Annotated in this window: 17 protein-coding genes, 2 pseudogenes and 1 riboswitch; of the genes and pseudogenes, 13 read left to right on the forward strand and 6 right to left on the reverse strand. The window is 44.6% G+C overall.

All coding sequences use genetic code 11. The annotated features are described in order from the left end of the window. Positions 1-148: 148 nt before the first annotated feature. Both BTW00_RS01985 and BTW00_RS01990 read right to left on the reverse strand, forming a co-directional pair. A complete protein-coding gene (locus BTW00_RS01985; RefSeq protein ID WP_256713962.1) occupies positions 149-421 on the reverse strand; it encodes a hypothetical protein in 273 nt (90 codons plus the stop codon). 241 nt (positions 422-662) lie between these two features. Then, complete coding sequence (locus BTW00_RS01990) at positions 663-1928, reverse strand: siderophore-interacting protein (protein WP_075105987.1); 1266 nt, start codon at positions 1926-1928, stop codon at positions 663-665. Between the two features lie 187 nt (positions 1929-2115). On the opposite strand from BTW00_RS01990, the gene BTW00_RS01995 reads away from it, so the two are divergent. The 13 genes and pseudogenes from BTW00_RS01995 to BTW00_RS02060 form a co-directional block, all read left to right on the forward strand. Continuing rightward, complete coding sequence (locus BTW00_RS01995; protein WP_075105988.1) at positions 2116-2880, forward strand: ABC transporter ATP-binding protein; 765 nt, start codon at positions 2116-2118, stop codon at positions 2878-2880. 50 nt (positions 2881-2930) lie between these two features. Further along, positions 2931-3992 carry an ABC transporter substrate-binding protein gene (locus tag BTW00_RS02000; RefSeq protein WP_256713963.1) on the forward strand — a complete coding sequence of 354 codons (1062 nt, stop codon included), beginning with the start codon at positions 2931-2933 and terminating at the stop codon, positions 3990-3992. Next, a complete protein-coding gene (fhuB, locus tag BTW00_RS02005) occupies positions 3992-6124 on the forward strand; it encodes a Fe(3+)-hydroxamate ABC transporter permease FhuB (protein WP_083603535.1) in 2133 nt (710 codons plus the stop codon). The genes BTW00_RS02000 and fhuB overlap by 1 nt, the downstream gene beginning before the upstream one ends. Positions 6125-6165: 41 nt before the next feature. Continuing rightward, positions 6166-7614, forward strand: a complete 1449-nt coding sequence (locus BTW00_RS02010; RefSeq protein ID WP_075105989.1) for an MFS transporter — start codon at positions 6166-6168, stop codon at positions 7612-7614. Between the two features lie 350 nt (positions 7615-7964). Beyond that, a complete protein-coding gene (locus BTW00_RS02015; protein ID WP_075105990.1) occupies positions 7965-10349 on the forward strand; it encodes a TonB-dependent receptor in 2385 nt (794 codons plus the stop codon). Between the two features lie 190 nt (positions 10350-10539). Continuing rightward, positions 10540-10707, forward strand: a riboswitch (yybP-ykoY riboswitch). Between the two features lie 7 nt (positions 10708-10714). Then, a complete protein-coding gene (locus BTW00_RS02020; protein WP_256713964.1) occupies positions 10715-11191 on the forward strand; it encodes a manganese efflux pump MntP family protein in 477 nt (158 codons plus the stop codon). A gap of 655 nt (positions 11192-11846) precedes the next feature. Then, the gene (locus tag BTW00_RS02030) at positions 11847-13529 is read left to right on the forward strand and encodes an NAD-dependent malic enzyme (protein ID WP_058023721.1); all 1683 of its coding nucleotides are present in this window, start codon (positions 11847-11849) and stop codon (positions 13527-13529) included. Positions 13530-13706: 177 nt separating this feature from the next. Continuing rightward, a pseudogene (locus BTW00_RS14150) lies at positions 13707-13826 on the forward strand (transposase); the annotation flags it as partial. Continuing rightward, complete coding sequence (locus BTW00_RS02040) at positions 13813-14325, forward strand: transposase (RefSeq protein ID WP_075105992.1); 513 nt, start codon at positions 13813-13815, stop codon at positions 14323-14325. The pseudogene BTW00_RS14150 and the gene BTW00_RS02040, both read left to right, overlap by 14 nt. Before the next feature lie 370 nt (positions 14326-14695). Next, positions 14696-15238, forward strand: coding sequence for a hypothetical protein (locus BTW00_RS02045; protein ID WP_075106084.1), 543 nt, complete (start codon positions 14696-14698; stop codon positions 15236-15238). 90 nt (positions 15239-15328) lie between these two features. Next, on the forward strand, positions 15329-16876 hold the full coding sequence (locus BTW00_RS02050; RefSeq protein ID WP_075105993.1) for a Dyp-type peroxidase: 1548 nt from the start codon (positions 15329-15331) through the stop codon (positions 16874-16876). 66 nt (positions 16877-16942) lie between these two features. Then, positions 16943-18091 (forward strand): catalase family protein, encoded by a 1149-nt coding sequence (locus tag BTW00_RS02055; RefSeq protein WP_075105994.1) that lies wholly within the window; start codon positions 16943-16945, stop codon positions 18089-18091. Between the two features lie 53 nt (positions 18092-18144). Continuing rightward, positions 18145-18480: pseudogene (locus BTW00_RS02060) on the forward strand (IS1595-like element ISPssp3 family transposase); the annotation flags it as partial. A 130-nt stretch (positions 18481-18610) separates the two neighbouring features. On the opposite strand, the gene BTW00_RS02065 reads toward BTW00_RS02060, so the two are convergent. From BTW00_RS02065 to BTW00_RS02075, 4 genes are all read right to left on the reverse strand, one after another. Next, positions 18611-19363 (reverse strand): hypothetical protein, encoded by a 753-nt coding sequence (locus tag BTW00_RS02065; RefSeq protein WP_075105996.1) that lies wholly within the window; start codon positions 19361-19363, stop codon positions 18611-18613. Between the two features lie 86 nt (positions 19364-19449). Further along, positions 19450-19629, reverse strand: a complete 180-nt coding sequence (locus tag BTW00_RS14280) for a transposase (RefSeq protein WP_143506498.1) — start codon at positions 19627-19629, stop codon at positions 19450-19452. Positions 19630-19773: 144 nt separating this feature from the next. Continuing rightward, on the reverse strand, positions 19774-19968 hold the full coding sequence (locus tag BTW00_RS13890; protein ID WP_143506478.1) for a transposase: 195 nt from the start codon (positions 19966-19968) through the stop codon (positions 19774-19776). Positions 19969-20053: 85 nt separating this feature from the next. After that, positions 20054-20356 carry an IS630 transposase-related protein gene (locus BTW00_RS02075; RefSeq protein ID WP_075105997.1) on the reverse strand — a complete coding sequence of 101 codons (303 nt, stop codon included), beginning with the start codon at positions 20354-20356 and terminating at the stop codon, positions 20054-20056. Positions 20357-20503: the final 147 nt, after the last annotated feature.

Genomic DNA, 20503 nt, shown 5'->3' on the forward strand with positions numbered 1-20503 from the left:
GCGAAAACACCCTGACTGTCTACTTAAACAGTCAGGGTGTTTTTTATTGGTCATTTGATAAGAGTCGTTACGGTATATTGGTAGAGTCGGTAGGGTTATCTCGAATGAATTTAAGTAGCAGCTCAGCCAGCGTTTCACCTTGATCTTCTTAAAGAAAATGGCCACCGTTGATAATGGTCGTATGCTGCTGACCATTGGTGCCGGGGATGAGTTTTTGCAAAATACGATCGCCACCACCCGTCACTGGGTCAGAGTCACTAAACAGCGTAATAAAAGGCTTTGTCCATTTGCTTAGTACTACCCAAGCGGCACGATTTTTTCCTGAAGCAGGGTCATCTGGTGTGTTGGGTACCAGGAGCGGAAACTGCCTAGCGCCTTCTTTGTACGATTCATCAGGAAAGGGTGCATCGTACGCAGCCATCACCGCTTGTGATAGCGTCGTTGTGGTACCAATGTTAATCGTCGCGCCTACATTGAACTGCGGTGTCTCTTGCGAGAACTACTGCCATAATAAGGTCTTGAATAAAGACTATAGCGTACAATGCTTTGCTGCTACAAACCTTAGTCATGAACAGGTCAGTGGTGAATGCTATGCATGAGAATGCTAAAAAACTGTCATCTTCAGCTCGATTGTTGCGGTCAACAAGCCATATCTTATGGATTTAATCCTGACGCCAATAAACCTTTATCACCACCTCTGCGCGGCTAAGATCAAGCCGCTCTCTAAGCATGGGCCGTAGTGCCTTGACAGTACTTGCCTCCAATGCACCCCAGACTTTATCAATTTTTATAGGTTGATCTATCAAATAATTGCCTATCGTATTATCGATTAAGGACGCTAAATGCTGTCCTGAGCATTGCTGATCGGTGACGATGGGAAGTACAGTAAAGTTGTCTTTAACGGTATTCTTGGTAGTGCGCTCACTATTGCTGTCAATACGATTATTTATGCTACCAATATCAATACCACTACGTATTTTTACGGTATCAAAATAACGTTGATCCGCCGCGTTTTGTGTGACACTAACAACTAACGGCGGTGTTGGGTTTTCCCATAGCTCGAGTAATCTCGCGACAGTTGGCATAGACGTTTCATCAGCGATCAGTAACGCTTGACCGTCACGCAAATGCTCAATTTTTTCAGGAAACTCCCTTTTGGTCACTACGGTATCACCTGCTTGTAGTGAGTTTGCCCAATTACCGCCCGGTGTATTGCCATGCAAGAAAACATCGACCCACGCTTGTATGCCAGCAGGGGTTTGCCATGCTTTTCTTAAGGTGTAATAACAATGAGATCGAGCAAGGCGCGAGGTATTTTTACTGTCATCAATATTGTCAGCTGTCGTGTCTTTAATCAATGCATTGTGCTCTAAATCAAATAAATACGCGTAACCTGCCTCGTTGATGGGTACTGAGGTCGGGTTTGATGTGCCGTTAGTATTATTCAACGTAGGCATGTTCAGTTCAAGGCGCAGCATATTTTTGCTGACTCTATAACTGTCTTGCACATCAAATACTTGCTTGGTCAGTTTAATCGTTTTTTTACCCAGCTTTTTATCCGCTTTTTGTTTGAGTGCAATATATTGAATTTGTAGCTCATCAGGATGCGTAATGGCTGCAGGAAAGGCAATAAAAAAAGTCTGCCTCTGTTCAGGGTGATTTTGAGCATTGGTAGATGGAGATTCTGTATTTTTTGTCTGTACTTGTAACTCAAGGCCTTCAGCGTAAACGGTGGTTAATTTCACCTCTATATTATCCAATTCAGCCGTGGATATAGGAGTAAATGCGTTTAAAAACCCTAACAGCTCATCAAGGCTTTCTTCATTGATATAGGTGATGATGTCGTTTAGTTCATGAGTGTTTAAGGAAGTATATGGTTTGTCTTGGCCATAGGTATTATGTGCAGAAGATAGGAAGATATTAGCCATATTGATACTCATAAGCAGATGATAAGTGAGGAGATAAAAAGTCTAGTTGGTTAATGATAATTGTTTTTATTATCGTTTACGAGTAAAATCCTCTTTTATTGTCGCTTTTGTTTCAAAACTATAAGCATCATCGACGCCAATTTTTACTTTTTATCAATTTTGATTTTTATCAATAATGAGTGCCTATATGCTACGTGCAAACCAACTGACCATCAGTCGACAAGGGAATACTTTACTAGATAACGTGAGCTGCGAGATTGATATCAAGCAGTTGGTGGCGCTAGTGGGACACAATGGTTCAGGAAAGTCGACTCTGATTAAGGCATTGGCAGGGGAGATGGCGAGTAGTAGCGGTAGTATTACCTTAGATGATACTCGCATCAATGATTACGGCAGTAAGGAGCTGGCACGTCATATGGCTTATCTGCCACAGCAACTACCTGACGCCGCTGGATTTACCGTGCGTGAGCTTGTGATGCTCGGACGCTATCCGCATCAAAAGTGGCTACAAAAGCCAACCCAAATGGATAGAGATAAAGTTGATCAAGCGCTAAAGGTGACCCAAACCGAAGCCTTTGCTGATCGCATTACATCGACGCTATCAGGCGGTGAGCGTGCCCGTGCTTGGCTTGCGATGTGCTTGGCGCAAGATACCAAGTACCTACTGCTTGATGAGCCGCTCGCTGCATTAGATATGCATTATCAGATTGAGGTCATTCAGCTGATCCGCCGCTTGGTAGATGAGCAGGGCTTGAGTGTGGTGATTATTATTCATGATATCAATCTGGCGGCGCAGTATGCCGATCGAATCATTGCGCTAAAAAACGGCCGAGTTTGCCACAATGGCACTATCAAAAGCACGATGCAGCCTAGTGTATTATACGATATTTTTAATGTGGATATGCAGCTGCTCAGTCATCCCATTACTGGGCAGCCTGTTGCAGTTGCTTGACATCAGATCGCTTCTCTTTCACCCAAACTCGCCTAAAAAGATATGCTCCTATGTTTTCTATTTTTTATCAATACGAATCATTCAAGCGCTCGATACTCATGCCAGCGTCAGTGACGCCAATAACAGTACGCAAGTGGCAGACGCTTTTAGCTTTTATAATATTAGTCTGTCTAACGTTGACCGCTTGTAGTCACTCAGCATCTGATAAAGATATTACTCACTTTGATACATCACCTCCCAAAGATATTACCGAAACAGCAAACAGCCATAGTGACCGTATTAATAGTGATCGTATTGATAGTGACCGTATCAATATCGTCTCCCCTGATTGGGGCAATGCTGCAACGCTGACGGCGATGGGGCATGCACCGATTGCCACTGGTGATATCAGAGTGTGGGACAGATGGGTGGGGCGCCCCCATCTCCCAGCAGCAACCACCGATATTGGGATTCGTTATCAGCCCAATGCTGAGCTGGTTGCACAGCTTCCTGTTGATATGGTCATAGATAATGCTTTTTATGAGCATGCCCGTAGCTTATACGGTGATGTGCCTGCGCAGTCGGTGATGTTTGCGGCAAAAGGGAAAACGGCAACGTGGGCTGACTATACCGAACCGACGCGCGCGCTTGGTGCATTGATTGACAATCCCAAGATGGCTGAAGACTATATTGTACAAAGTCAAAAAGACATACAGCTTGCCAGTCAGCAGTTTCAGCAGCGCTATCCAATAATCAAAAAGTTCGCGGTCGTCCAGTTTGCGGATGCCAATAACATGCGCATGTATGTTGATAACAGCCTGTTTAAGGTGGCATTAGAGCAGATGGGCAAAGAGCTTGTGGTCTTAGGGGAGGGCAATCAGTGGGGGTTTGTACCGATACGAATGGGTGATTTGGCGCAGTTAGATGATGAGACTTGCCTGCTGATCATCGACCCACTCAGTCCCATCACCAGAGCTGAGATTAAGAACAGTTTGGTATGGCAGCGTTTGGGCTATGGTGAGCGCCGCTGTATGGCGGAGTTGCCGCCAGTCTGGATATATGGCGGAATGTCGTCATTGGTCAGTCTGGCCAATAATTTATCCACGGTTTCGTTAACAGGTGGCGCGATATAATGACTATTCATACCAATCATACGAGCAGTGCCAGCAACACCCATAGCGCTAATAGCCTAGGCTCCACGTCCTCCTCGCATACGGCAACTGTGATGACATCATCGCCCAAGCCGCCACCCCAGTCACCACAGCCATCACAGTCATCTGTAGCGAGCAGCACAGTATGGCGATTATGGGTGATTTTTATAGGATTGGTGGTTTTGTCCGTCTGCAGTGGCTGGGCACTATTAGAGCGAGAATGGACACGCCCGCTCAGTGAGCTATTTTTACCAAGTTTGCAGCTTGATATTGCCAGTATGGCGACTCAGCTTCACTTAGTGGCGACCAGTGTGGTGGCGCTATTGGCAGGCGGATTATTAGGCGTAGTCAGTATTTTGTTACAACAGTTGGTCAAAAATCCATTGGCATCAGACACCACTTTGGGAGTCGGAATTGGTGCCCAGTTGGCTATGTTGATTGTCACGTTGTTTTTACCGAGTTTAGCCATTTATGGTGGCCTCTACGTGGCCTTTGTCGGTGCCATCATGAGTATGGGCTTGGTGTTTGCCTTGTCCGCGCCTAGTCGCTTCAATCCGCTGATTTTGATACTAGCAGGTCTGGTCGTCAATATCTTGCTTGCCGCTGTTGCCAATGTATTGGTGTTATTTTTTGCTGAAAGAAGCAACGGTATGTTGTCATGGGCCGCTGGGTTTTTGGCACAAAGCAGCTGGGATAGCAGTCGAGCATTGATGATCACAGCGACCTTGGCGGCGATAGCCTGCCTGCCTTTATTGAAGCCGCTGACCCTGATGAGCTTAGATGACTCACAAGCCAAACGTTTGGGCGTGCCTATCAATGGTATTCGCGCCTTAGTGGTCGTGATTGTGGCGGTGGTGACCGCACTAGTCATCAGTGAGGTTGGGCTGATTGGTTTTATAGGGCTTGGTGCCGCAAGCTTGGTCAATGCGCTAGGTATCTCGTCCATTGGTAAGCGCTTGGTCACGGCATTTGGGCTGGGTGCATTGTTATTGCTATTGACCAGTAACGTTGCCTTATTGCTTGAGCCGATACTGGGGATGCAAATTCCCGCTGGTGCCATGACGGGAATCTTAGGAGCGCCACTGATTATTTGGCTGATTTTGCGCCAGCGCCGCGATCGGATAGAAACCATCACCCCTATGATGAGCGGTCAAAACAAGACCATTGTGTTTTGGCGATGGAGCGTTGGAGTTATCATCACGATAATGTTGGCTTGTCTTTTTGTACAGGATATCAATGGCTGGGGGATCAGCACAGATTGGGCGCTGACACAGCAGTATCGTCTGCCTCGTAGCTTGAGCGCGGCGGCAACAGGGATGATGTTGGCGGTCGCAGGCGTATTATTACAGACGCTAACGCGTAACCCTATGGCTAGTCCTGAGGTCTTAGGGGTCAGCTCAGGCGCGGCGCTGGGGGTGATTTTAGGATTTTTATTATTACCCAGTTTGGGGCTGTCGGCTGGAGCAGGTACATTATTGATTTCAGGACTGTCAGGTGCGATGGCGGTGCTGCTGTTGATTATGTGGCTGGCGCGTAGAGTCAGCTCAGGTTACCTGTTATTGGTTGGTATTGGGATTGCAGCGATGATGGACGGGGTCATGCATATGGTCAAACTCTCAGGTGACCCGCGTCTTGAGGCGATGCTCAGTTGGCTATCAGGCACTACCTATAGCGCGCAGCCTAGTACAGTATGGTATCTGATGGGCATTGCGCTTATTTTATTGGTACTTAGCTTATTGATTGTCAAACCCTTACGTGTCCTTGGTTTAGGGACGGGTGTGGCACGTAATTTGGGTGTGGCAGTGACACCCGTGACATTATCATTACTGGCGCTCGTAGCCGCGCTTAGTACCGCGAGTACGCTTGCGGTGGGGCCGTTGAGTTTTATTGGGCTGATGGTGCCGCATTTGGCGACGTCTCTTGGCGCTGTCAAACTTGAGCGCCAGTTGCTGCTGGCTGCTCTCTTAGGCGCGGGGGTTATGGTAATAGCGGACTGGATCGGGCGGTATGTGATGTTTCCTTATGAGCTGCCTGCTGGTACGGTTGCCGCTATCATTGGCGGTGGCTACTTCTTGTGGCTTATTCGCAAAGTGCCAACCGCTGCTAGTGGTTAGTTTGTTTTTTTATGAAACGATGAACCAACAATCAAGCGCTTATGAATGATGCTCATAAAAATAGCAGGGATCAGCGCTTGAGCGATGAGCAAGTACGGCGGGTACTGGTGACCTTATTGCTCGGTGGTACGGTCATAAGCTTTAGTAATAGTGCGCTCAACCCAGCGATCCCTGTTTTTATGTCAGTGTTTGACGTCGATATTGTGCTGGGCGGCTGGGTGTTAAATGCTTATGTATTGGCCATGAGTGTGGGGCTCATGCTGAGTGGTTACTTAAACAAAAGGTTTGCTTCTAAGCCAGTCTATTTGGCGGCAGTACTTGGGTTTATGCTCGGTTCGGTCATGGGTATGATGGCGTTTAATATGAGCTTTGTCATCATGGCGAGAGCCGTACAAGGGCTGAGTGGTGGGCTGATTATTCCGCTCTCAATTGGTATGCTGTATCAGATTTACCCAAAGCAGCAGCACGGTAGGATAATGGCGCTATGGGGCATCGTTATTATGATGTCCTTGGCATTTGGTCCTTTGATTGGTGCTTATTTGGTTGATCAGTTTGCATGGTGGACACTGTTTGCCGTTACATTACCCCTTATTGTGATCGTTATGGCGATGGTGTGGCGATTGATACCTGAACCTGATAGAGGCACGCATGACACCGCAAGCCCTTTTGATACGGTAGGGTTTGTCAGTTTGATCATCTGGCTACTGGCGATGATGATTTGGCTGAGCACCCTCAAAATAGATTTTACTCACGGTATCTCAAGGCGCGATGATTTGTTAAAAATAGTGGCATTAGGCGCATTGTCTATTTTATTTTTGCTGTCAGCCGTGGCTTGGTGGGCGTATGAGCGTCGTCAGAGCCATCCGTTGCTAAATGTGGGTTTGTTCGACAATAAAACTTATTTGCACAGTAATGTCATTAGTATCACCCAAACAGTAGGCTTGATGCTGTGTCTTTTATTATTGCCGATATTGATTCAGGAGGTGATGGGTGAAAGCGCTTTATGGACAGGCGTCGTTCTGATGGTTGCGACGCTCGTCGCCAGTATCACCACGCATTATGCTGGCAAGCGGGTAGACAAACGCGGTGCCCGAGGGATTGGTATGGCGGGTATCACGATTAGTGCGCTGTCTACTTTGATGCTCGCATGGTGCTTGTACCAGCCCACACTTTGGCTACTCATATTGACGATGAGTGTGCGCGGTGTCGGCGTGGGTTTGGCGTATCTGCCAACCACCACAGTGGGTTTTAGTAGCTTACCTAAAGACTCGGTCACTGAGGGAGCTGCACTCAATAATATCAGTCGCCGTATCATCTCTACCATCGTTATCACGTTGACAACCCTTTATATCCATAGTCGAAGCGCGCAGCTACTAGCCGCAGGTAGTGATGTTGGCATAGCAAGCGCTATCCAAGAAATACTGGTGATAATCGCGTTGATGCTATTGTTCACACTTCCTTCTGCCTGCAAATTACCCCGCGCGCCATAACGATCAACTTCATAGTTGGGCAGCATGTAGATTACCGGTGTCAATGACGATCTGCTTGAAGGCTTATCCCTTTTATCTATTTATTTGAACAAACTTTGAGACAAGCCGCTTATGTCACTGTCTAACCATTTCGCCAAATTTACCAAAGAAACGGACGGTAATTGCAGTAAGTCAGTCAACATGGTCACTCGCTACTTATAAAAACCTATTTGTAAATACTTATAGAAATAAAAATCATTATCATTTAGAATTTCATTCACAAAGTTAGTACATACAGTATCATTTGCTAAATATAACGCATATCACTGTCCACCTATCCAACTAAGTGAAATAACCTAAGTGAAGTAATTATGAAAAGCCACCATCACGTTGCTCTATCTCTTCTTACCCTTTGTATCAGCCAGCAGTTATACGCCCAAACCAATGCCAATTCAGTACAAAGCGCATCAGGTGTGCAGGCCACCGCTGCGGCGACCTCGAATGCATCATCAAGCGATGTACCTAGTGTGACTTTAGATGCTATTACAGTTAGTGCCAATGCCAAGACAGGCACGGCGCTGGCGCAAAAAATCAGCGAAATGCCCGCTGTCACGCAAGTGATTCGTGAGGCGGACATTCAGGCGCAGGCGACAGGTAACCGCACGGTCGGGGACATCTTAGCCCAGCTCGTGCCCAGCCTCGGCGTGAGTAGCGGCTCGGTCAGTAACTACGGCACGACCATGCATGGGCGTCCTGTACAGTATTTACTAAACGGCGTGCCATTATCTGGCTCGCGCAGTCTGTCACGCGAGCTGAACAGCATCGACCCTGAGCAAATTGAGCGCGTCGAAGTGCTCTCAGGTGCGACCAGCATCTATGGCGCGGGGGCAGCAGGCGGTCTGATTAATATCGTGACCAAATCAATGGCAGGCTATGGCTTCACAGGGCAGACACGCCTTGGCATCAACAGCAGTCGCGAGTTTAAATCCGACTCGCTTGGCTATCACGTAGGGCATAGCTTTGGTTATGGTGGCGAGCGCGTGTATGGTAATGTTGATATAGATTATGAAGCCACAGGTGGCAAGTTCGACAGTCATGGCGACCGCATCAGCCCTGACGCCAATCAAACCGACAACCAAGACACCGATACTGTCAGCGTCAACGCCAACCTTGGCTTTGATATTAGCGACACCAAGACCATGAATCTTGCGGCGACCTATTATGACAGCGAGCAAGATACCGATTATGGCGTCGATTATGGTGATAACTTGTCTGTACTGCTAAAAGGAACCACACCGTCACTACGTGCTATCGATGGGGCCGATATCGAAAATCAGCCGTACAATACTAAAAGTTCGCTCAATTTAAACTACAATGACAGCGACTTTTTTGGCTCAAATCTTAGCCTAACAGGCTACTACCGTGACGAAAAAGCACGCTTTTATCCGTCAGGAAAGCTTTTTAACAAACAAGCCCAAGAGGTATGGGTAAATAATGGCTTGACGGATGAAACAACCTTAGGAAAATTATTGGCTGCATCGGCTGTGGTTACTCAATCAGAAGCGGACATTGAGGTGATGGGACTGCGCGCCGCTATGCAGACTGAAACCGATGTTATGGGTAAAAATACCTTGTTCAGCTATGGCGCGGACTTTGAACGTGAAGAGAGTGAGCAGACCTATTATGGCCAAGACCTGACTACCTTCCTTGCAAGTAATGGCTTGACTTCAACAAGTAATGGTCTGAGCTATAACGGCGGACCAAAAACCACTATCGATAAATGGGGCGCGTTCGTCAATGCCGATGTGGATATGACCGACAAATGGCACACCAGCGCTGGCGTGCGCTATCAAAACATCAAATCGGATACCGACCGTTTTGTACCCATTTATGAGCAGCTATTGGCGGATTATTTTGCGACCAATGGCATCAGTGATATTGCTGACGCTTACGGTATTGATTACGAAGCAGGTGCGGTTGAGGCGGGTAGCAGTAAGCACGACAAAGTGCTGTTTAACCTTGGCAGCAGCTATCAGTTGACCGATGACGACCAAGTCTTTGCTAACTTCTCGCAAGGCTTTACCACGGCTGACGTGCAGCGCGCCTTACGTGACGTGCGTGCTGGATTTGTGGTCAACTCAGACAATATTCAGCCGATTTCTATCAATAACTATGAGCTGGGCTGGACAGGTAAGCGCGGTGATACCAGCGCAAGGGTTAGCGGTTTTTATAACGACTCAGACAAAACCGTGCGCTTTACCAACGACTATACCGTCGAAGTCGTCGATACGGACGAACGTATTTACGGCGCTGAAGCCTCGCTCACGCATGATTTGAACAAAGACTGGCAGTTTGGCGGCAGCCTTGCCTATACCCGCGGGCAATACAAAAAAGACGGCGACTGGCTGGAGCTGGATGCAGTACGCCTGACGCCACTCAAAGGCACGGCATACGCGCAGTATAACTTTAGCGAAGGCAGTAACATTCGATTGCAAGCGCTGGCAGTCGGCGGTAGCGACAAGGCTTATAAAGACCAACAGAACGACCCAGACGCGAGTGCGCAGCCATTGACAGGCTATGCGACCTTTGATGTGCTTGGGCAAGTCAAATTACCTGTCGGCCGTATGGGCTACGGCGTGTATAACATCTTAAACAAAGACTATCAGACCGTGTATCATCAAACGACCTTTGGCGATTTAAACCGTTTGCCTGCTTCAGGGACAACTTACGGCTTGAGCTATACCGTGGATTACTAAAAAGCGCCACGCATTAAAAAACCCTTCATGCTATGAAAATTTAGCGTGAAGGGTTTCTTTATGTTCATAACTCTCTAAATCATTCATCTGCTCCAAGAGTATTTGCTAGCGTTTCCAACTTCACGCTTTATCAGGTGTAAAATTCTTCTTTAGTATTTTATGATTGACTTATAGCGTATCAATGCTAATCTAAGCACTCTTTGGGGAGTAGCCTGCTTTCGTACTGCGAAAGCGTTCGTATCAACACACTTGGCCACATACCATGGTGCGAACACCTCTCGGTTGGCGAGACCATCGATATATCTACACTGCAGGTCGGGGGTGTGGCTATGTCGTGGACTCTATACTCGACCAGAGAAAATCACATGAATCCTATCGCACTTCTATTACTTGCTTTTTCTATGTCTACGGATGCCTTTTCTGTGGCAATCAGTAAAGGAGTAATTCTTAAAAACCCTCGTTTTACCGAAGCCTTCAGAATGGGCGTTATTTTTGGCACCATTGAAGCGATCACGCCGATTATTGGTTGGTTAATTGGTCACTCTGCCACATCCTTTATAGATGCGTCTTTTATTGAGGCATGGGATCATTGGGTCGCGTTTGTCATACTTTTTGCGCTCGGTCTGCACATGCTGTATGAGGGACTGAAGCCAAGTGATGAAACGGCAGAAGTGCTATCGAGACATTCTTTTTTTAAACTTGCTTTGACTGCATTTGGTACCAGCATCGATGCCATGGCTGTCGGTGTGAGCCTAGCATTTGTCAAGGTCAATATTTTGCTGGCGGCGGGTCTGATTGGTCTAGCGACTACGATAATGGTCACTCTAGGGGTGATGTTATGAAAGGTGTTGGGCTCCATAATCGGTCACAGAGCTGAAATATTTGGTGGTGTGATGCTAATTGCCATCGGTACATGGATTTTATTCAGCCATCTTTAGTCACTCGATAGATATGAGCTACTTGATAAATAAAAGTCCATCTATATCAATAGCTGGGCTTTTTTATGTCTATAATCAGCACATAACACCATAACTCTTGCTAAATGACCGGAACATCTCAGCACTACAAAAATTGCTAATCATCAATAGAATAACCATGATGAAGATAAAAATTCCAATGCCCCACATAGGCAAAGTGAGCATCCAATTCGTCAAATTTTGGTTACCACAATGGCTACAGCTCCAATCAGAACGTTTGAGACTAGTATCACATTTCGGACATCTTTTATGATTAATAAACAATTTAGCCTCCCTTACAAATATATACTTTTATAGAAGTATATATCCGCTACATCAATTGGGCAATTGTTTATTAAGACAATTGTATGTTGTCAGCGATTGGATGCGAATCAGGATGGAGTGCATAATGATGAACATCTCTAAAAAAATACATATTTAAAATGATTTTGTTACATATTGTTAAATAGCAGTCGATGCTATGTATAATGCAGCCCTAATACAGTTTTCATTCATATGCCCTTAAGAAGAATATTTTATCATGTCAAATAAGCGTCCCTTATATATTCCCGTTGCTGGCCCCGCTCTTTTAGAGACCCCTTTACTCAATAAAGGCAGTGCCTTCTCAGCAGAAGAGCGCAATAGCTTTAATTTAACTGGGTTACTACCGCATAATATTGAGACGATTGAAGAGCAATCATTGCGTGCTTATCATCAGCTGCGCTCATTCACGAGTGATATGGACAAGCATATCTATTTGCGTAATATTCAAGACACCAATGAAACCTTGTTTTATCATTTGGTTGAGCAGCACATTGAAGAAATCATGCCGCTCATATATACCCCGACAGTTGGTCAAGCGTGTGAAAAATTCTCGCAAATCTATCGCCGTAAACGGGGGCTATTTGTCTCATATGCTGAGCGCCATCAAATTGATGATATATTGCAAAATGCCACCAAACAAAACGTCAAAGTGATCGTTGTCACTGACGGCGAACGTATATTGGGCCTTGGAGACCAAGGGATTGGCGGTATGGGCATTCCAATCGGTAAATTGTCTTTGTATACGGCGTGCGGTGGTATTAGCCCAGCGTATTGCTTACCAATATTGTTAGATGTCGGCACCAATAATCAACAGCTCCTTGACGATCCTATGTATATGGGCTGGAGAAACCCACGTATCTCTGGCGATGAGTATAATGAATTTGTGGATTTATTCATTCAAGCCGTTAAACGCCGTTGGCCAGAAGCGTTATTGCAGTTCGAAGATTTTGCACAGGAAAATGCCACCCCATTATTGAATAAATATCGTGACCAGCTATGCTGTTTCAATGATGATATCCAAGGTACTGCTGCGGTATCGGTCGGTACCTTGATTGCTGCTTGCTTGAATAAAGGTCAAAAATTAAGCGAGCAAAAAATCGCGTTTTTGGGGGCAGGCTCGGCAGGTTGTGGTATCGCCGAACATATTGTTCGCCAAATGCAGCGTGAAGGGTTGACTGAAGCGCAAGCACGCAGCCAAGTATTTATGGTGGATCGTTATGGTCTGTTGACCGACAGCATGACCGAGCTACAAAAATTCCAAGTACCATTGGTACAAAAAGAATCAGACATTGCGCATTGGGACAAGAGCAACAAGCTCGGTTTGGCACAAGTCGTTCAGCAAGGCGGTGTCACGGTATTGTTCGGTGTTAGTGGCCAAAAAGGTCTGTTTACTCAAGAGGTCATCGAAGCGTTATGCGCCAATACGGAACATCCAATTGTATTACCGCTGTCAAACCCAACAACTCGTGTTGAGGCAACACCGCAAGAAGTGATGAACTGGAGTCGTGGCAAAGCCATCATTGCAACAGGCAGTCCTTTTCCTCCTACGACCTTCAATGGCCAGACCTTTGAGGTGTCTCAGTGTAATAACAGCTATATATTCCCAGGCATCGGTCTTGGCGTTTTGGCGGCTCAGGCGACAAGTATCAGTGATAATATGCTCATGGCGGCAAGCCAAGCCCTTGCAGATATCTCTATGGAGTACCAAAAAGCACCGGGTGCTATACTACCGCCAATTAAAGTGATTAGAGAGATTAGTGAAAAAATAGCCTATGCCGTAGCAGTGCAAGCGGTTGAAGATAAGCTGGCACTACCTGATACCGCGGAAAACTTACAACGCCGAATAGAGGCAAACTTTTGGTTACCTGAATACCGTCACTATCGCCGTACTTCTTTTTAATATAAAAAAGATATAAAAAAAGCCTAATGCCACGATGAAAAGTGGTGTTAGGCTTTTTTGTTTGAGCAAACAGATAAGGCATATACTCGCAGAGATGCAAGAAAATTGGAAGGATATCGATAGTATAATGGCAGCTTAGTTCTACTTATTTGGTGTTTTAAATTTGGGGGGTATTTCCGTTTGAACTGTAGTAAAACAGGCATTCATCATGCCCTAAAGCGCCTAGGCATCAGTCAAAAAAAAGACCTTAGAGCATCCAAAAGCCTGTCCGATCAAAAGAGCGATATACCACAGTAAGCTTTATAGCTTTAAGCAGCAAGGCTATCCCATCGTTTATATATACGCGCGCGGCTTTGAGAGTCAGACCATTCGCTCTCATGGTTATTCACCGATTGGTAAGCCTTGCATTGATCGCTACAACTGGCAAGGTAAAAAGCGAACCAACGTTATCGGTGCTCTGTATGAAAAGATGCTGTTTGCACTAGATTACTTTGAGACAAACATCAACAGCATCGTCTTCTATCACTGGTGCAAACACAAGCTAATCCCAAATCTTAAAACCAAATGCGTGATTGTGATGGATAATGCCAGATTTCATAAGAGTAAGCGTATTCAAAAGCTACTGAATAGACATGGTCATCGTATTTTATGGTTGCCGCCGTACAGCCCTGATTTGAACCCTATTGAAAAGAAATGGGCTCAGGTGAAGTTTCTACGCCAAGGCTGGATGGAAAACGACTTATCCAAATTGTTTTATGATGTTTGTCCTAACCATAACAATTTTATTTTAAACTGACTATATAAATAGTTATAAAAACTCGAAGTATGATTTCAAAGCTTGGTTACCTAGAGTAGCCAAGCTTTTTTAGTATTTAATAACAAGTACAAAAACAGTCATGCTTTTAAAGACTTAATAAGTACGACCAAGATTTATTGCGCCGGTAAGTGCGCCGTCTATCTTTGTAACACTGCTGCAATTTAAAACGTTATTGTTAAACCTATGTTTTGTTTTGTGTGATTAGTCCGCTATTACTTGAGCCTTTTACCGTTTTTGCTATGGTAATAGCTCAACAGCAATCATATAGGAAAGACTTATGAGTAAAAACAATAATAAAGAGCGCATTATCGATAATTCAGAAGATCTGAAAGATAAAATCACTGAGTCTATGGATGCCTTTAAACTGCGGGCAGATCTGTTAGTGGCGAATTTAAAAGAGGGCGGCAATGACGGTTATGATCACTCAACCTCTAGCGCCGGCGAGAAAGGTCTAAAGTCAGGCAAAGTATCCGAGCTTACCGTTATCGCACCGCTAAAAGACGGCGGCGCTGCCCGTCTCAAAGAGATTCTAAAAATAGCAGGGGGCAATCTAAAAGGCGCGACAAGGGTAGGCACTTTGCACGATTTGCGCTTCGTCTTTTTAGATAATGATACAAGAGTGCTTTTTTGCACCGCTTATGACGGCGACTGGGATCCTTATATTGATGATTTCGCCACCAAAATTCCTGAACTCATGGATATTTTATTCGGCAATGTCAAAGGCTGGCCGGGTATCAAAGACCCAAGTGTTAAGCAGTTTATTCTTGATCATCAGATTACCGCTGCAGGCTGGTACGTAGGCGTCCCGCATCTGACGGTACAAGATATTCGCCGTCATGAGCGTATTGTTAAAGGCATCAATAAAGCTTTAGATGAAGCGCAAACAAACTAATTTTTTAGACATTGTATTTTTAAGCGCATAAATTTTAGGGCTTTGATACGGTCATACTTTAATAACGATAAAAAATGAATAGGGCGATGTATGAGTAATGATGATAACAAACCTTTAACGGGATTGACCGATAAGTTGCAAGACTTAAAAGATGAGTTTGGCAATCGCATCGAAAACAGTGATTTTGAGACGTGGCTTAAAGGGGTGAAAGAGGAAGTCGGTGACGGTATTGAGATGATGGCTCGTAGGGCGCGCGGGGTCTTTAACCCCAATCTCGTCACCATGCAGCTAAAAGATATTCAATCCATCGTCCTACGTGAGCGTCCCGCCCCATATTTTGGCACGGTAGTAGCACTAAAAATCAATAATGCTGACGTTGGCAAACAAATGCTAGCAGAGGTGTTGCCTCATGTAACCGGTAGTGAAGACTGGCACAAAGACATGCAAGCCACGCTGTCTATCGTCATGACTTACGAGGGTCTACAAGCATTAGGTGTACCGCAGTCATCACTTGATAGCTTTCCTGAGTCTTTTAAAGCAGGTATGGCAGCGCGTGCTGAGCAGTTACGCGATTTTGATGTTAATGCCCCTGAGAATTGGATGGCACCTTTTGGGGATAAGGGTGATATCCATGTGGGCGCGGCTATTATCGCTGATACTAAAGATAAATGGCAGGCCAAACTTGACGAGCTTCGAGATAATCTTACCGATCATATCGATGTGGACAATCCTGCTAATGGTGATGTAGAAATCCTAATCGAGCAGGACTTTGGTTCAAATGACAACGTCAAAAACGTCTTTGGTTATCGTGATGGTATCAGTAATCCTGAGATTCAAGGCAGTGGTATTCAGACGCCTTCGAACCATGACGGCCATCCTATTGCCGCAGGGGAGTTTGTGCTCGGTTACGAAGGGGAGGCAGGACTAGTTGCGCCTATGCCGCAGCCTGAAGTCTTAGGCAAGAACGGCTCGTTTATGGTGTTACGTGCTTATCATAGCGATGTTGCTACTTTTAATAAATACCGCAAAGATAATACCGACAGCGAGGAAGAGGCGGAGCTGCTGGGTGCAAAAATGTGGGGACGCTGGCGTTCAGGCGCGCCGCTCGTTTTGTCTCCCGATCATGATGATAAAGCGCTTGGCGATGATCCTAGCCGCAATAACGACTTTGGTTATAAAGACGATCCTTACGGTAAAAAGTGTCCGTTTGGCGCGCATATCAGGCGTATGAACCCACGCGATAGCGAAGATTTTATTTTATCTGATGTGCGTATTCACCGTATCGTTAGACGTAGCGTGGGCTTTGGTGAAGTTGTGCCATCCGATGTAATAGAGGACGATGGCAAAGATCGCGGTCTGTTTTTTATTGGTATTAATGCTCATGCCATGGAGACGGTTGAGTTCTTGCAATCACAGTGGATCAACGATGGCAACTTTATGAGCTTAGGCGAAGAAAAAGATCCTATGGTTGGTTTGCACTCTGGTGATAAAGACAGCGATGCAGATAACTTTACTGTTCCGGCTGATCCAATTCGCAAACGCTACCATGGTATTGAAACCTTTAATACCTTGCACGGCGGCGAGTACTTTTTTATTCCGAGTTTATCGGCGCTAAAATGGATTAGCGAGCTGTCTTAACTCTCAGTACCATTTGTAATAGTCACCACTTAACAATAATAATCATGAATAAAATTAGGAAATATAATGCTAAAAAAATTATTTAAACCCAAATACGTCCCCTACGATCCAAAATATATCGAATTAAATGCTGAGGACGAAAAAAACATTCGTACTATTACCGACGATATCAAAAGCTATATTGCGCGTAGTGATAAAGCCAGCAATATCGATTATCACACGCGTGATGCCCATGCCAAGGGGTACTGCGCACTAAAAGCCAAGTTTGAGATATTAGATGATATTCCCAAAGAGTACGCGCAAGGTTTGTATGCTAAAGCGGGCATTCATGATGCGGTGATTCGTTTGTCCAACGGTTCATCTCGAGTATTCGCTGATCGTAAGTTGGGCTTTGCTCAAGGTCTCGCGATTAAAGTCTTTGACGTACCGGGTAAGAAGCTCGCTCCCGGGGAGGAGGACAGTACGACCTTTGATTATAACTTTATCAATCATCCGGTGTTCTTTTGCAATAGAATTGAGGAGTATACCTATCTCTCAAGACTGTTTTTGGAATTACCTAAATACACGGAGAAGGGCGCGATCGGTAAAGCGCAGTTGGCGTTTAACTGGCTGACCAATTACGGCTCAAGATTACCAACCAAAGAGTCGATTAAAACCTTTAAAGCTATCGGCGGCTTTACGAGGATTGAACCAAAAAATACCTTGTTATACGACTTTCATTCGCAAGGTGTGGTGCGTCATGGTGATTATATGGCAAAGATACGGGCAACGCCAACAGCCGCTTCTGTCAAAAAAGTCACGCGCCGTGATGTCGATGTCGACGCCCGCGAAGAGGCGATGCGACCGCTTATCGTTGAGGAGATACGCGAACATGATTATCAGTTTGATATCCAGATTCAGCTATGCCGTAATCTCAAAAAGCAGCCGATTGAAGAGATTACGACGCAGTGGCAAGAGTCGGATACGCCCTTTGTCACCGTAGCGCGTTTAACCCTTCCTTGCCAAGACGTACCAGATGACGGTAATTTTGAGATTATGGAGAATCTATCCTTTACCCCATTTCGCTGTCTTGAAGAGAACCGTCCTATCGGAAACTTACAACAGTCGCGTCTCAAGGCCTATCAAGTCGCCTCCGAGACTCGCCATAAACTCAACGACGTCAAGCGCCGTGAGCCAAAGAGTTTAAAGGAGACGTTTGCTAAGTCTTTTTTTTAGACTAATTGTTTTTGGGGCTGTCCTAGATAAGCAAAAATATTTAGGATAGCACTATGAGAAAGAGTAAACTAAGTTGGTATAAACAAAACAGACTCATCGAGTTATTTGTTGCTGGTTCTACCGCGAGAACAGCAGCAAGCCTAATTGGTGTTAATAAAACCACAGCCAGTTATTACTTTCATAGGCTACGAGTGCTTATTTACGAGAATAGTCAAGACCCTGGTCTATTTGAAGGCGAAATCGAAGTAGACGAATCATACTTTGGTGGAACTCGTAAAGGCAAGCGAGGGCGAGGTGCTGGTAGCAAAGTGCCCGTGTTTGGCCTATTAAAGCGTAATGGCAAGGTCTACGCTTGTATTATACCCAATGCTAAAGCAGATACTTTAATCAAAACCTCTTATCAGGTGTCTAAAATTAGTTGACCACTACAATTCGGGATGGGTTCAAATATTAAACCCAGTCAAAACAGGTATTAATTTATAAACTCAAAACCAACTTGAACAGCATAAAGACCAACGTTTATAATTTTTGACAGTTTTGCAATAACACGTAGCCATCTTTAGATTTTTTTAAATCTACCAAAGAGTAGACCATTGAGTCTCCAAACACGCCATCATTAATAGTTCCTACGCTCAGTAAGTAGTTATTATTGGAGAATACTGGATTATTTTTTTTACTATATTGATCATCAAAGTTTAGCTGTTGTGAAATATTATCGTAAGTCACTGTCGCACTAGTTTTTTGGTTATTAAAGTGGTAGGTTACGCTTAGATTTTTGTTGCTATCACACTTGTAGTTGACGACATAATTTTGCTGGTTAGATGGTTGCTGCTGGTCAGTGATAAAGGCTTTCAAATTAAAGTTTATTGCGGTGTTTGCATGCTTACGGGCATCATTGCGTGTTTGGCTTACGATAAGCTTATAATCCCCTGTATAAGGCAGGACTTGGAAATCACCAGAGAGTTCACTAGTTTTATTGTTATTTCCAAGATACAGTAACTTTAATACCACATCGTCTGATGTGTTTTGTCTTACTACTCTTAATACTTGATTAGCTTGTGCATGGAATATATATTCCTTTGTATCATAGCCAGTAATACTTCCCTTGATATCCAAAACTTGGGGGTTAGCAATATTACTGTGACTATTTTTATGAGAAGTCTCTACTGCATTAGTATACTGACTATTGTTATCAGGTGTTGTGTTACAGCCTGCTAAAGCAGCTATGCACGACATCACAAATGCAAGGGCGAGTATTTTCTTTGATTTCATCTTAAAACCTTTCGTATTAAAAAATAATTGATTATTTTAATATCCAAAATAGTTGAGTTTATTGGCGTCGGAAAAACTATATACAGTCAATCCAACTTAAAGTTGTAACAGCAGGCATTGCTGAATAAATGATTTAAATTATTCTCACCCCAGCCTTGCCTGAGCGTTTTTACTTCAGCCCACTTCTTCTCAATAGGATTTAGATCAGGGCTGTAAGGCGGTAGCCATAGAATACGGTGACTATGTCGGTTTAATAGCTTTTTGATACGTTTGTGCTTATGAAATCTGGTACTCGATCATAGCTCTCCCCTTGCACTCAGGCAAAACAGTGCTTTGCTTTATCCTCGCTCATATCCATGACGATGACACATTTGCGACCAAGCTTTGGAATGACGTTATACTTAAACCAGTTATACACCACTTGCCAATTGCCAATTGATATTCTGAGTAAACGTGTCCACGGCAAACAAGCTTTTTTGATATAGCGCCCCAATGACGTTAGTTCTTTTTGTTTTTTGATAGTTATAGATATCGATGCAAGGTTTGCCTACTGGCGTATAGCCAAAAGCTCTGATGACTTCTTGCTCAAAGCCGCTTTCATCCATATAAATAATAGGGTAGCCTTGGCATTGATAGTGTTTCAGTTTAATGGTTTACTCTAATCGCTTAAGCCAGCTTGCTTTTGGGTGTTTAAGACTTTTTTTTGCGGGTATAGCCCAGCCGCTTCATGGCAGCTTCTACGCCAGACTTACTACAGCCCAAACGAGCAGCTCTTTCATAGTAGTAAGCGTCAGGATAGTCAGTAATGTCTTGTTTTAGGGCATCATTAGATATTTTGCGCGGTGCTCTAACGATGGGCTTGATACTGATGTCTTTTTTCCAGTTAATAATGGTGGTGGGACTCATATCATAAAGCTTCGCTGCGGTGCGCACGCTCATGCCTTGTTCAAGAGACTGTAGTACCTTTTTACGAAGGGTAATGGGGTATGTCATGGTAATTAGCGAGCTGGAATTTAGAATTACCGTAACAGTTCTTGGTAGGGTTTACTATAGTATCAAAAAATTAATTACATCCATGCAGTCACATAAATTTTAGACAATAAAAAACCCTTACAGTCATTGACTTGTAAGGGTTTGAAT

The sequence above is a fragment of the Psychrobacter sp. C 20.9 genome (assembly GCF_001921765.1).
GTDB lineage: Bacteria > Pseudomonadota > Gammaproteobacteria > Pseudomonadales > Moraxellaceae > Psychrobacter > Psychrobacter piscatorii_B.

What these genes read in the sequence shown, in the direction of transcription:
- BTW00_RS02000 (WP_256713963.1), top strand. Translation starts at nt 2,931, where the DNA reads ATGTTTTCTATTTTTTATCAATACGAATCATTCAAGCGCTCGATACTC.
- BTW00_RS01985 (WP_256713962.1), bottom strand. Translation starts at nt 421, where the DNA reads ATGGCTGCGTACGATGCACCCTTTCCTGATGAATCGTACAAAGAAGGC.
- BTW00_RS02010 (WP_075105989.1), top strand. Translation starts at nt 6,166, where the DNA reads ATGAATGATGCTCATAAAAATAGCAGGGATCAGCGCTTGAGCGATGAG.
- BTW00_RS02030 (WP_058023721.1), top strand. Translation starts at nt 11,847, where the DNA reads ATGTCAAATAAGCGTCCCTTATATATTCCCGTTGCTGGCCCCGCTCTT.
- BTW00_RS02015 (WP_075105990.1), top strand. Translation starts at nt 7,965, where the DNA reads ATGAAAAGCCACCATCACGTTGCTCTATCTCTTCTTACCCTTTGTATC.
- BTW00_RS02050 (WP_075105993.1), top strand. Translation starts at nt 15,329, where the DNA reads ATGAGTAATGATGATAACAAACCTTTAACGGGATTGACCGATAAGTTG.
- BTW00_RS02065 (WP_075105996.1), bottom strand. Translation starts at nt 19,363, where the DNA reads ATGAAATCAAAGAAAATACTCGCCCTTGCATTTGTGATGTCGTGCATA.
- BTW00_RS02045 (WP_075106084.1), top strand. Translation starts at nt 14,696, where the DNA reads ATGGATGCCTTTAAACTGCGGGCAGATCTGTTAGTGGCGAATTTAAAA.
- fhuB (WP_083603535.1), top strand. Translation starts at nt 3,992, where the DNA reads ATGACTATTCATACCAATCATACGAGCAGTGCCAGCAACACCCATAGC.
- BTW00_RS01995 (WP_075105988.1), top strand. Translation starts at nt 2,116, where the DNA reads ATGCTACGTGCAAACCAACTGACCATCAGTCGACAAGGGAATACTTTA.
- BTW00_RS13890 (WP_143506478.1), bottom strand. Translation starts at nt 19,968, where the DNA reads ATGGATGAAAGCGGCTTTGAGCAAGAAGTCATCAGAGCTTTTGGCTAT.
- BTW00_RS02075 (WP_075105997.1), bottom strand. Translation starts at nt 20,356, where the DNA reads ATGACATACCCCATTACCCTTCGTAAAAAGGTACTACAGTCTCTTGAA.
- BTW00_RS01990 (WP_075105987.1), bottom strand. Translation starts at nt 1,928, where the DNA reads ATGGCTAATATCTTCCTATCTTCTGCACATAATACCTATGGCCAAGAC.
- BTW00_RS02020 (WP_256713964.1), top strand. Translation starts at nt 10,715, where the DNA reads ATGAATCCTATCGCACTTCTATTACTTGCTTTTTCTATGTCTACGGAT.
- BTW00_RS02055 (WP_075105994.1), top strand. Translation starts at nt 16,943, where the DNA reads ATGCTAAAAAAATTATTTAAACCCAAATACGTCCCCTACGATCCAAAA.